The organism is Acinetobacter sp. BY419, from assembly GCF_019038395.1.
Lineage (GTDB): Bacteria > Pseudomonadota > Gammaproteobacteria > Pseudomonadales > Moraxellaceae > Acinetobacter.
In genome coordinates, this window is record NZ_JAGFXZ010000003.1 from 80,465 (window position 1) to 92,084 (window position 11,620).

The following is an 11,620-nucleotide window of genomic DNA, read 5'->3' on the forward strand; positions in this document are numbered from 1 at the left end:
TCATATTATTTTTAGCATTAAAAATCCCGACAGATATCAGGATTTCTAATTTTTAGATTTATTTTTTGAGCAGCCCAGAAACCATATTTAATACATTTTGAATATCATTATTGGCTTCCTGCTTACTGGTCTGTTCACCTTGCGGGGTGAGAGAGTCAATAATCTGTGGCAATACCTGTGAAATCGCACTATATACATCCTGCTTAGGTGCATGAGTTTGCTGCGCTACTTCTTCAATTTCCTGTTCATCAAACAGGTTTTGCACCTGCTTCGGATCAACATTGGCATTTTCACCGGGACCGGTCGATACCCAATCATCAACCTGACTAGTAAGGCCCTGGCCTTTTAACTTGTCTAACGCACCCTGTAAACCGCCCTGTTTTTGAATCCAGGCCAGCACTAAAGGCAGCACAGCAATTAACAAGGTTTTGCCGGTAGAACCGCCCCCGAACCCTGAACGGGGTTGAGAAGTTCTTTGTCGAGTTGCACCACCGAGCTGACTCAAAACTGAACCTAAAATTGCACTCAGCCCATTTTGGCGTGTCTGCTGACTTGATTGATTTTGCTGACTTTGATTTTGCTGACTTTGATTTTGTTTATTCTGAGATTTATTCAAATGACCCAGTACAGATCCAAGAATATCTGCCAAGCCGCCTTGTTGTGAGGATTTCGGCTGAGACTGTCCGCCACCCAGTGCCTGCTTTGCTAATATGTCCACAATATTACTCAGGTTTGTCATGTCCTATATCCTATGTGCATCTTAGCTACAGGATACGGCCTGTCCTCACATTGTCTAGGCAGGATTGTGTTAATATTTGCAATCCAAGTTAAGTAGGTTTTTGGCTTACCAGCGAAATTTATTCCAGTTTTCCGGATTGGCCCAAAACTTGGAGTTAAACCAGTCTGGCACATGCTTATAGGTTAAAATATTAAATTGCCACAGCGCAAAATCCGCCTCATGTGTGCTCTTGTCAATCAGCTGCGTAAAGCCTAAAGCTCTCAATAATTTCTCGTTTTGCAGGCGACTGACTACCACCAAGCGTTTAGCAAACAAATCACGTAATTTCACCAGAATTTGACTCATCATCTGTTCAGACAAATATTCAGTTTCTGCGGTATCCAACATCACGACAGCCACGTCATAACGTTGCTGAAAAGGCAGATTTAAAAAGTCAGATACGCTAAAATAGTACCATTGAATAGATGGCTGAAACTGGACTTGGCTCAAGTCCTGCCCAATACAAATAGCAGTATGAATTGGCTGTTCCTGTGCGAAATCGTCTAGCATCGAAGTAATGACATTCTGCTCAGCCATAACTGCATCCTTATGATTTAAGTGAGTAATTTTTATGGAACTTCAGGGCATTTGTCATAAAATGCACGTCGGCCTCAAGGACCTTAGTGTAACTGATCAACAGATACAGCGGGCAAATGTTGAATATAAATTAATTTTAGATCGTGCAGAAATTGATCTTCCATTTAATTTAGGCCAAGAAATCGAGATTGAATGGACAGGTAATATTTACTGCGTGTCCTGTGGTAACAAAACCTCAAAATCATTCTCGCAAGGTCACTGTTTTAAATGTTTTAAAACTAATGCTTCATGTGATATGTGTATCATGAAGCCAGAGACTTGCCACTATCATTTAGGCACTTGCCGCGAAGATGAGTTTGCACAGAATGTCTGCTTTCAGCCGCACATTGTCTATTTGGCCAACTCCAGTGCATTAAAAGTCGGTATTACCCGTACCAGCCAAATGCCAACCCGCTGGCTTGATCAGGGTGCCACCCAAGCCCTGCCGATTATGAAAGTTGGCTCACGTCGTCTTTCTGGAAAGCTCGAGGTCATGTTTGGTACGCAGGTTGCCGATAAAACTGACTGGCGCAAGCTGCTCAAAGGTGAAGCAGAACCTCTCAATCTGATTGAAGTACGTGAGCAGTTGCTAGAAGAGTTTGCACCCAAAATTCAAAGCATTCGGGAAGAATTTAATCAGAATCTTGAATTTAATGAAAATATTGAAGTGCTTGATGAAGAATTGGCACGGGAGTTCATTTATCCGGTAGAACAATATCCGGAAAAGATTAAATCGCATAATCTGGATAAAACTCCCGTGATTCGTGGCAAATTACAGGGAATTAAAGGCCAGTATTTAATTCTAGATACCGGTGTGATCAATATGCGTAAATATACCGGTTATGAACTGATTATTCGTGCTTAAAACCTCATTTATCTAGAACATAAAAAACCAGCCCAAGGCTGGTTTTTTATTTAAGACTGTCTTATTTGATTTTTGCCTGAGATTTCAGGTAACGCGTATAGTCATCGAATTCTTGCTGACCACGAAGTTGCTGATATAACTTCACCAACTCACTACGTTGCTCTGCACTCAATACATCTACCGGGTTTTTCTTCACGTCTGATACCGCAACCACAACCAGCTCATTTGGCATTTTCGTTGTTGTCACTGACCAATGGCCTGCTTTTGGTGTCGGAAGACTAAACGCCGCACGCTGTACATCACGCTTTAGCAAACCTTCAGCACGTGTGTAGACACCCGCATCTTCAAAGATCAAATTACCTTTCGCCACTGCTGCAGCCGGTTTGGTTTTGTACTCATCCAAAGCTTTCTGAATTTTTGCTTTTGCCAAAGCCGCTGCTTTTTCTTCAATCAGCTGAGCCTTAACACGCGGTTTGGCTTCTGCCAGTGTTTGTTCGCCAGCTGCATGATAATTACGTACCTTGATCCAGGCTACATCACCATTGGCCAACTGAATGCTTGATGAAGCATTACGATCGCCATTTTTGACATCGTCATTAAACAGTTTGACTTTGAGGTTAGCATCGCTCAGCACCGGATCACGGGTCGAAAGTTTTACCCCTTGGGCTTTCTGGACTTGTACACCTTTGACTTCCTGTGTAACCACATCCAGAGAATCACTTCCTACCACCATATCATTCAGTGTATTGACCGTATCAGAGAATGCATTGGATTTTTTAGCAGCCAAGATTTCTTCAGACAAACGCGCTTTTTGTGATTCAAAAGAAGGAACCGCAACATCTGGCTTTTGTACAGAAATAATGTGGTATCCATAATCTGTTTTCACCGGTGCAGACACCTGCCCCGATTTTAAAGAACTAACAGCCTGGTCAAATGCAGCACCAAAGACACCTTCTTCATAGATGGCAAGTTCGCCACCTTTAGATTTGGATTCAGGATCTTCAGAATATTGTGCTGCAGCCTGAGCAAAAGTAGTGCCAGCTTTAATCTTTGCTTCAATGTCTGCCGCCAGTTTTTTTGCTTCAGCATCACTACGACTGTCCGCCGTAATTAAAATATGCTTCACCTCTGGTTTAACTGCCTGTTTTTGTGCCGCAACAAAGGCTGTATATGCTTCCTGAAGTTCAGCATCTGTAACCTCCAAACTCTGTGCTTGAATATCACTTGGCTTTAACACCACATAGTCGACATCCACGCTGGTCGGCTGTTTAAACAGGGTTTTGTGTTTTTCATAATACGCAGCAATTTCTGCATCAGTCACTTTGACATCTTTTTTATAGCTATCCAGATTAATGCTAGAAATATGAATATGACGTTGTTCAGTTTGCAAATCGGCAATCTGCTGCATTTCAACTGGGCTCACCAGTGGATAATCCAGGAATGTTGAAGACAGCATCTTCAACGCATGATCTGTACGTAAACTTTCGATCAAAGCGCGATTGGTCATGCCAATTGATTTCAGATAGTTTTCATATAAAGCATTAGAGAACTTGCCATCTTGCTGGAAAGTGGGCTGCTGGGCAATCATCTGTTCAATCTGCTCGTCACTCAGACTGATCCCTAAATTTTCAGCCTGTTGCAGCAATAACGTACGCGCAACCAGAGTATCCATGGCTTTTTGGTCAATGAAGCTTTGATTCAGTAAAGTTTCATCCCCATTGGCATAACTGAGATATTGTTCTTTAAATGATTTCGTCAGTGACTCTAATTCTTTTTGAGATATTTCAGTCCCGTTTACTGATTTTGCTGCATCAGAACTTCCACCGCTAAAATATCCTTCAATACCTACAAGTGCTAACGGGGTCAAAAACAGAATGAGCAAGACTTTGCCCAACCAACCCTTAATAACTTTACGAAAAGCTTCCATAAGTATTCCAATATTTTATTTGCAAAGGATTTTAACCGAAAATACCCATCGAATGAATGTGTTAATCATCACAATTAATTTTATCAATAAAAAACGCGCCCAATTAGGCGCGTTTCGTCGCTGGGTAAGCTTAAGCTACAGCGTCTTTTAAGCCTTTACCTGCTTTGAAACTAGGTACTTTGCTTGCTTTGATCTCAAGAGTAGCACCAGTTTGTGGGTTGCGGCCAGTACGTGCAGCGCGCTCTTTCACACCAAAAGTACCAAAACCCACTAAAGTTACTGTATCACCCGCTTTCAAAGCTTCAGTAACAGAAGCAATTGTAGCATCTAAAGCTTTACCTGCGTCAGCTTTAGATAATCCCCCTTTCTCTGCAATTGCATCAATTAATTCTGATTTATTCATGAAGATTACGTCCTCTTAATATCGTTTATTTAAGGTTCAAGAATTGGTTTAACATGCCATAACGCCTTTATAGCAATGCTTTAGGTATAAACGCAATACTTAAGAACCTCTTTTTTTTGAAAAAATATGCGAAAAAAACATTGAATAATAATTAAAGTCATTTTATTTGTGTTTTTTTCGACAATTCTTCTTTCATTTTTTCTTGTTCCGCGGTCAACTGATCAACTTTGGCATGCAACTGAAGGATTAAACGTTCCAAATATTGTACATCCTTCAGTGTGACTAATCCTATACGATTCAATGAGTGATGAACAGAGTTGTCAATTAATTTTTCCACTTTATCTTTGGTATCTGTGACCGACTCTTTGGCCTTTTCCGAAACCTTCTCTACAGTATGATCCGCAATATCTGCAGTTTTAGATTCCAGTTCTTCCCCCACTTTGACCAGCGAGTCAAACAGTTTATTGCCTTCTTCTTCTGCACGTGAAAATGCCCCCAGTCCAGCCAGCCAGATCTGTTTGGTGTATTTACGAAAATCAAGAACCGATTTGCGCTCCGAGGCGGATTTGGACTTGGCTTTCAGAGTTTTCTCATTCACAGCTTCAGCTGAGTCTTGTGCTGTTTGTGACTTGTCCATATGCACGGCTCCTGATTATTTTCTGCGCAATTATTATAAATTATTCTACAAAACCACTGCATAATAGCAAATTTAGTACTTGATAGATTTGGTAAACTGTTCTACAAAGCAATTTATTTCAAGTCTAATTTGATTTAACCCTGAAATCTCTTCACAGGCAGGAAGCTTTTTCACTTTATATTTCAGGTAAGGATTGGTTGTATATGAGCGAATCGCAACAAAGTCAAAATCAACCGCATTTGTTGCTTACGATGACGTTAATTGTTTTAGAAACAATATTTACCTTCATTCTCCAGCATGATCGTGTCGTTGCATTACAAGCCAAAAAGTTTGTAGATGAAAATATCTCTATTAAAATCAATAGCTATATTCCATATTTCGACTTTTATGTGCAATTCACCCCGAATGGACTGTTATTCGATCATAAAGCACCGGGCCGCATTGTAGACCTCGATGTACGCACAACACTCCCCGATCTGATTAAAATTTTTATTTTTGGCAACCGTCGTAGCATTCGCAGTATGCGTATTGATGGTCATCAGGTTTTGAAAGAGGAGTTTCGTGATCTATTAACCGTATTCAGCTTGCCAAAAGTATTAGCCGACTGGAGACACTTGCTATCCGATGCGCCGACAGATGAAGCAGAAATTATTGCCTCTAAAAAGCGTATTGCGCCACTTCTAAAGAAAATTGAAGAGCAGCGCTCGAAGATCAATACCTTGCAGGTAGAAGTCAAACAGTATAAAAACCGCCTGAAACGGATTGAGCGCCGTCAAAAGCGCATTAATATTGTTTTTGGAGTGAGTAGCATACTTTTGATTACGTTATTAGTGTATAATTGGCTGAGTATGTAAATCTTTCATTATGAAAAAATTAAATCCCACTAAGGTCTACTAAAAATAACTTGACTAATTTAGTCGGGATTCTTAAAATCGACACATCTAGTCTAACCATGTGTATCGAATCATGCGCTTAACCACTCGCGGTCGCTACGCTGTGACTGCTCTACTTGATCTAGCTTTGCAGCCTTCTGAAAAAACGATTACGCTCGCTGAAATTGCAGCACGTCAAACTATTTCTGTTGCTTATCTTGAGCAGTTATTTGCGAAACTCAAGCGCCATGGCTTAGTTTCAAGTGTTCGCGGAGCAAATGGTGGTTACCATTTAGCACGTAATGCAGATGAAATTACTGTGTTAGCAATTATTGAAGCCGTAAACGAAACCGTTGATGCGACTCGCTGTGACCATAAAGGCAACTGCCAAAATGGCGCGATGTGCTTGACTCATGATTTATGGCAGGAACTCTCCCACCACATTGCCGATTATTTAGCAAAAATCTCGCTTGCTGACCTGGTTGCACGTGACAATGTCCAAACCGTGTCATTACGCCAACATTCAGCACCCTTTGATTCAGCCCTTTTATCGGTTACAGGTATTTGACATGAAACGTCCGATTTATCTTGATTATGCAGCTACAACTCCGGTAGATCCCCAGGTTGCTGAACGTATGATGGAATGTTTAACATTCGAAGGTACCTTTGGTAATGCTGCATCTCGTTCACACGCATATGGTTGGCAAGCAGAAGAAAAAGTTGAATATGCACGTGAACAGGTTGCCAATTTAGTAAAAGCTGATCCACGTGAAATCGTATGGACTTCAGGTGCAACCGAGTCAGACAACCTTGCACTTAAAGGTGTGGCTCATTTCTATGCCTCTAAAGGCAAACATATCGTTACCTCTAAAATTGAACATAAAGCAGTTTTAGACACCTGTCGTGAGCTTGAATCTGAAGGTTTTGAAATTACCTATATTGAGCCACAGCCTCAGACCGGTTTAATTACCCCTGAAATGGTACAGGCAGCGATCCGTCCAGATACGATTCTTGTTTCCCTGATGATGGTAAACAATGAAATTGGCACTGTGACTGATGTTGCAGCGATTGGTGAAATCACTCGCGCTAACAAGATTTTCTTCCATGTCGATGCAGCTCAGGCGGCTGGTAAAGTTGAAATTGATCTTTCAACCTTAAAAGTAGACTTGATGAGCTTCTCTGCGCACAAAATCTATGGCCCTAAAGGTATTGGTGCCCTGTTTGTACGTCGTAGCCCGCGTGTACGCCTTAAAGCTGAAATGCATGGTGGTGGCCATGAACGTGGTATGCGTTCAGGTACCCTTGCGACGCATCAGATCGTGGGTATGGGTGAAGCTTTCGAACTTGCAGGTAAAAACCTGGAAGCTGAACAGGCCCGCTTACGTGTACTTCGCGACAAGCTGTGGAACGGTTTTCAAGACCTTGAACAAGTGTTCCTGAACGGCCATCCGACACAAAACGTAGCAAATTACCTAAACGTCAGTTTCAACTTCGTTGAAGGCGAATCACTGATGATGGCATTAAAAGATGCTGCAGTATCTTCAGGTTCGGCATGTACCTCTGCAACCCTGGAACCATCTTATGTACTTCGTGCATTGGGTCTTTCAGATGAGCTTGCACACAGTTCGATCCGCTTCAGCTTTGGTAAATACACCACTGAAGAAGATATCGATCACGTATTGACTATCACTAAAGCTGCTGTTGAGAAGTTACGTGAACTTTCTCCGCTTTGGGATATGTACAAGGAAGGTATCGACCTTTCTAAAGTTGAATGGGCTGAGCACTAATTTTTATCCTGAGATAGTGACGAATCAGTTGCTATCTCATTGAGAAAAGTTTTTCTACCCCCATATTTAATACTGAGGCTGACCCCGAGGTTTGGAGAAGCAACATGGCTTATAGCGAAAAAGTAATTGATCATTACGAAAACCCTCGTAATGTTGGCATTTTAGACAAAAATGCTGAAAACGTTGGTACTGGTATGGTTGGTGCGCCAGCATGTGGTGACGTGATGCGTTTACAGATTCAGGTAAACGATGAAGGCGTGATTGAAGAAGCACGTTTTAAAACTTATGGTTGTGGTTCAGCAATCGCGTCAAGTTCACTGGTGACTGAATGGCTCAAAGGTAAAACTTTGGATCAAGCACAAGCGATCAAGAACATTGATATTGCAACTGAACTTGCACTTCCACCAGTAAAAGTACACTGCTCTGTTCTTGCTGAAGATGCAATTAAAGCAGCTGTAGAAGACTACCGTAGCAAGAAAGTTAAAGCTTAATTGTTCCACGTTTTGAAATATTAACGGAGTTTTCATGATCCATTTAACTGAAAATGCTGCAACTCATATCAGCAATTATTTAAAAAATCGCGGTAAGGGTGAAGGCATTCGCGTTGGTGTGAAAACTTCAGGCTGTTCTGGTCTGGCTTATGTGCTTGAGTTCGTAGATGAAGTCGATGCACACGACCAAGCGTTTGAACAGTTTGGGGTGAAAGTATTCGTTGACCCGAAAAGTCTGGTTTATCTTGAAGGTATGGAGATGGACTATGTTAAAAACGGCTTGAATGAAGGCTTCGAATTTAACAACCCCAACAAAAAAGGCGAATGCGGTTGTGGTGAATCTTTCACTGTATAAACCCGAAAGTTATTCTCTTTTGACATTAAAACAGTGTGTTTCACACTGTTTTAATTGCATTTATACAGTTATTTTTGCCCATTAATTGCGGATCCCATCTCCCATGAATCATTTTGAGTTGTTCAATCTTCCTGTAGCACTCGATATTGATTTGGCGGCTTTAAAGAATGAATTCTTAAAGTTGCAGCAACAATATCACCCAGATAAAGCTGAAGACAAAGATCAGGCTCTGATTAAATCAAGTGATATCAATCAGGCATTTAAAGTTTTGTCAGCGGTCGATAGCCGTGCAGCGTATTTAATGTCTCTCAAGAAACAGGATTATCACTTAGATCAGTCGATCAGTGATTTTGAATTCTTGCAGGACGCTCTGGAAATTCGTGAACAACTTGATGATGCGACCTCTGCAGATGATTTGACTTCACTCAAAGTCGAAGTCCAGCAATGGATTGACGGCTTGGTTCGCGAGTTCAAAATTGATTATGCAGATGAAGACTGGGCTGAAGCACGCGATACAGTGCGTAAACTACGCTTCTTTGTTAAAGTCATGGCCGATATCGACAAAGTGGAAGACCGCTTCTTGGACGATGATAGCTTTGACCTTGATGATGATTTTTAATTTCCAATATTTAATATTTAACGTGCAAAGGATGTAACACTATGGCTCTCTTGCAAATTGCAGAACCAGGTCAATCAAGTGCACCACATGAACACCGCATTGCGATTGGTATCGATTTAGGCACCACCCACTCTTTGGTTGCCACGGTTCTTTCAGGTAAAGCCAAAGTACTTAATGACGAACAAGGTCGTGTGCTACTTCCTTCTATCGTGCATTATGCAGAACAACAGACTCAATACGGCAATGAAGCAGCACCTTTCATTATTACTGACCCAAAAAATACCATCGTTTCCGTAAAACGTTTTATGGGTCGTTCGAAAGCCGATATCAAATTCCAGCATCCCTATACATTGGTCGGTGAAGCCAATGAAATGCCGGCTTTTGAAACTGCACAAGGCCGTAAGACTCCGGTTGAGATTTCTGCAGAAATTTTAAAGCAGTTGAAAGACCGCGCTGAAGCAAGCCTGCAAAACCCGGTCAATGATGCAGTCATTACTGTTCCAGCGTATTTCGATGAAGCGCAGCGTCAGGCAACCCGTGATGCTGCCCAGCTTGCCGGCTTAAATGTTTTACGTTTATTGAATGAACCTACTGCAGCGGCTGTAGCCTACGGTCTCGATCAAGAAAGCAATTTGAGCACAGATCATAACTATGTGATCTATGATTTGGGTGGCGGCACTTTTGACGTTTCTATTTTGCGTTTCTCTCAAGGCGTATTTGAAGTTCTGGCAACCGGCGGCCACACTGCGCTCGGGGGTGATGACCTGGACCGCTTAATCCTGAAATGGGCCAAGAAACAGCTAAATATTGACACTTTGAATGATACTGAATATGCACATTTCATTGTCGCTGCGCGTAAAGCCAAAGAAGCTTTGTCTGATGCAGATTCGGTTCAACTCCAATTGCTCGATCAGGTGTTGACCCTTGACCGCCCGACTTTTGAAGAGATTATTAAAGTTGCTTTAGACAAAACCATCAGCGTCTGCAAACGTGTGATGCGTGATGCCAAGCTTGAACTGGATGACATTCAAAATGTAGTTCTGGTTGGTGGTTCAACCCGTTCTTATGCGGTACAAAAAGCAGTGCGTGAAGTGTTCAATCAAGAACCGCTATGCACCATTAACCCGGATGAAGTGGTGGCGATTGGCGCATCGATTACTGCGAACCAATTGATTGGCAACTCGACCGATGGTTCATTGTTATTGGACGTGACACCATTGTCTCTTGGTCTTGAAACCATGGGCGGACTGGTTGAGCGTTTAATTTCGCGCAATACTGCAATTCCAGTAGCTCGTCGTCAGGAATTTACTACTTATCAAGATGGCCAGACTGCCATGTTGATTCATGTCGTTCAAGGTGAACGAGATCTGGTTGAACATTGCCGTAGCTTGGGCCGTTTTGTGCTGCATGGTATCCCGCCAATGACTGCCGGTCAGGCGCGTATCGAAGTGACTTTCCAGGTCGATGCTGATGGCTTGCTGACTGTATCTGCAAAAGAAACCACCTCTGGTGTGACTGCACAAATCGATATCAAGCCATCTTATGGTTTATCTGGTGAAGATACTGAACGTCTGCTGCTAGACGCTTATAAGTTCGCTGAAGAAGACAAAAACCTTCGTCATTTGAATGAAACTAAAGTTGAAGCACAACGTGAGCTGGAAGCACTGGTTCAGGCACTCAAAGTGGATGCCGGTCTATTGACTGAAGATCAGCTTGCAGCACTGCAAACTGCGCAAGCACAACTGGGAACCGAACTTCAGGGTTCAGATATCAAAGCGATTGAATCCGCCGTTGAACAGCTTAAAATACACAGTGATGCTTTTGCAGCAGCACGCATGAACCAACATATTGATGCCGCTCTTAAGGGCACTAAACTCGACGACTGGTCAAACTCAAACTAATTTAAGGTAACGCGACTATGCCACGTATTAAAGTTCTTCCACATGCGCAGATTTGCCCCGAAGGTGCTGAGTTTGAAGTCGAACCAAATGCCAATCTTTGCGAAAGCTTGCTAAAAAATGGCATTAAAATTGAACATGCCTGCGATATGTCAGCAGCATGTACCACCTGTCATGTAGTGGTGCGCAAAGGTTTTGACAGCCTGGAAGAAATGGATGATGTTGAAGCCGACTTACTCGATCGTGCCTGGGGTCTAGAACCTGACTCACGTCTGTCTTGTCAGGTTAAACTGGATGGTGAAGATCTGGAAATTGAAATTCCAAAATACACGATTAACCATGCGTCAGAAAATCACTAAGATGTTCGTTGTACGCTAAATGAAAAACCACGCTCAGGCGTGGTTTTTTCTAT

The 11,620-nt window shown here is 42.2% G+C and carries 14 protein-coding genes; 9 read left to right on the forward strand and 5 right to left on the reverse strand.

The annotated features are described in order from the left end of the window. Positions 1–58: 58 nt before the first annotated feature. Both KUG37_RS02035 and KUG37_RS02040 read right to left on the reverse strand, forming a co-directional pair. Entirely contained in the window at positions 59–739 is a 681-nt protein-coding gene (locus KUG37_RS02035; protein ID WP_216934241.1) for a YidB family protein, read from the reverse strand. A gap of 105 nt (positions 740–844) precedes the next feature. Further along, complete coding sequence (locus tag KUG37_RS02040; RefSeq protein ID WP_216934243.1) at positions 845–1,315, reverse strand: DUF6231 family protein; 471 nt, start codon at positions 1,313–1,315, stop codon at positions 845–847. Positions 1,316–1,349: 34 nt separating this feature from the next. Between KUG37_RS02040 and KUG37_RS02045 the strand changes: the two genes are divergently transcribed. Beyond that, the gene (locus KUG37_RS02045) at positions 1,350–2,219 is read left to right on the forward strand and encodes a DUF2797 domain-containing protein (RefSeq protein WP_216934245.1); all 870 of its coding nucleotides are present in this window, start codon (positions 1,350–1,352) and stop codon (positions 2,217–2,219) included. 61 nt (positions 2,220–2,280) lie between these two features. On the opposite strand, the gene KUG37_RS02050 is transcribed toward KUG37_RS02045, so the two are convergent. The 3 genes from KUG37_RS02050 to KUG37_RS02060 all read right to left on the reverse strand — a co-directional run bounded on the left by KUG37_RS02050 (position 2,281) and on the right by KUG37_RS02060 (position 5,186). Continuing rightward, positions 2,281–4,146 carry a SurA N-terminal domain-containing protein gene (locus tag KUG37_RS02050; protein WP_216934247.1) on the reverse strand — a complete coding sequence of 622 codons (1,866 nt, stop codon included), beginning with the start codon at positions 4,144–4,146 and terminating at the stop codon, positions 2,281–2,283. 130 nt (positions 4,147–4,276) lie between these two features. After that, positions 4,277–4,549 (reverse strand): HU family DNA-binding protein, encoded by a 273-nt coding sequence (locus tag KUG37_RS02055; RefSeq protein ID WP_004786051.1) that lies wholly within the window; start codon positions 4,547–4,549, stop codon positions 4,277–4,279. A gap of 157 nt (positions 4,550–4,706) precedes the next feature. Continuing rightward, positions 4,707–5,186 carry a phasin family protein gene (locus KUG37_RS02060; RefSeq protein ID WP_216934249.1) on the reverse strand — a complete coding sequence of 160 codons (480 nt, stop codon included), beginning with the start codon at positions 5,184–5,186 and terminating at the stop codon, positions 4,707–4,709. A 203-nt stretch (positions 5,187–5,389) separates the two neighbouring features. Here KUG37_RS02060 and KUG37_RS02065 point away from each other — a divergent pair, with 203 nt between their 5' ends. The 8 genes from KUG37_RS02065 to fdx all read left to right on the forward strand — a co-directional run bounded on the left by KUG37_RS02065 (position 5,390) and on the right by fdx (position 11,567). Beyond that, positions 5,390–6,040 carry a hypothetical protein gene (locus tag KUG37_RS02065; protein WP_216934252.1) on the forward strand — a complete coding sequence of 217 codons (651 nt, stop codon included), beginning with the start codon at positions 5,390–5,392 and terminating at the stop codon, positions 6,038–6,040. 112 nt (positions 6,041–6,152) lie between these two features. After that, positions 6,153–6,626 carry an Rrf2 family transcriptional regulator gene (locus KUG37_RS02070; RefSeq protein ID WP_216934254.1) on the forward strand — a complete coding sequence of 158 codons (474 nt, stop codon included), beginning with the start codon at positions 6,153–6,155 and terminating at the stop codon, positions 6,624–6,626. Position 6,627: 1 nt separating this feature from the next. Then, entirely contained in the window at positions 6,628–7,845 is a 1,218-nt protein-coding gene (locus KUG37_RS02075; RefSeq protein ID WP_216934256.1) for an IscS subfamily cysteine desulfurase, read from the forward strand. A 104-nt stretch (positions 7,846–7,949) separates the two neighbouring features. Beyond that, the gene (gene iscU / locus KUG37_RS02080; protein WP_005107158.1) at positions 7,950–8,336 is read left to right on the forward strand and encodes a Fe-S cluster assembly scaffold IscU; all 387 of its coding nucleotides are present in this window, start codon (positions 7,950–7,952) and stop codon (positions 8,334–8,336) included. Between the two features lie 34 nt (positions 8,337–8,370). Beyond that, positions 8,371–8,691 carry an iron-sulfur cluster assembly protein IscA gene (iscA, locus tag KUG37_RS02085; protein WP_005107159.1) on the forward strand — a complete coding sequence of 107 codons (321 nt, stop codon included), beginning with the start codon at positions 8,371–8,373 and terminating at the stop codon, positions 8,689–8,691. A 103-nt stretch (positions 8,692–8,794) separates the two neighbouring features. Further along, a complete protein-coding gene (gene hscB, locus KUG37_RS02090; protein WP_216934258.1) occupies positions 8,795–9,310 on the forward strand; it encodes a Fe-S protein assembly co-chaperone HscB in 516 nt (171 codons plus the stop codon). Positions 9,311–9,351: 41 nt separating this feature from the next. Further along, positions 9,352–11,211: a Fe-S protein assembly chaperone HscA gene (gene hscA / locus KUG37_RS02095; RefSeq protein WP_216934260.1), complete on the forward strand. Its 1,860-nt coding sequence runs from the start codon at positions 9,352–9,354 to the stop codon at positions 11,209–11,211. A gap of 17 nt (positions 11,212–11,228) precedes the next feature. After that, positions 11,229–11,567: an ISC system 2Fe-2S type ferredoxin gene (gene fdx / locus KUG37_RS02100; protein WP_064096075.1), complete on the forward strand. Its 339-nt coding sequence runs from the start codon at positions 11,229–11,231 to the stop codon at positions 11,565–11,567. Positions 11,568–11,620: the final 53 nt, after the last annotated feature.